Below are 453 nucleotides of genomic sequence, written 5' to 3'. Positions count from 1 at the left end.
GTTACTGTTTCTGGATCTGAGGTTCCTGTTGTTAAAGTATCTGTAATATCTGTTGGTAATGTAGTCTCATCTACATCTACTTCTGCATCTCCTAATGGTACATTGTTTAATGACCATGTTCCATCCGTTCCTGTTGTTACTGTGGTTACTGTTCCATCCACATCTGTAATTACAACTTCTACTCCTTCTATTCCTTCTTCTCCTGGATCTTGTACTCCATCGCCGTTAAGATCTTCGAATACAACTCCACTTAAATCTCCAACTGCTGGTGCATAACCATCATCGGTAGTAGCATTAGTTCCTTCTACTACAGTTACTGTTTCTGGATCTGAGGTTCCTGTTGTTAAAGTATCTGTAATATCTGTTGGTAATGTAGTCTCATCTACATCTACTTCTGCATCTCCTAATGGTACATTGTTTAATGACCATGTTCCATCCGTTCCTGTTGTTACT

At 39.1% G+C, this 453-nt stretch carries 1 protein-coding gene; it reads right to left on the bottom strand.

Going from position 1 to position 453, the window contains the following annotated elements; genetic code table 11:
• On the bottom strand, window positions 1-453 hold a 453-nt coding region (locus tag ACVC3Y_RS00765), incomplete at both ends, for an SdrD B-like domain-containing protein (protein ID WP_452225827.1).

It is taken from the genome of Lacinutrix cladophorae (assembly GCF_053604645.1).
This window is presented reverse-complemented; position numbering and strand designations above follow the sequence as displayed.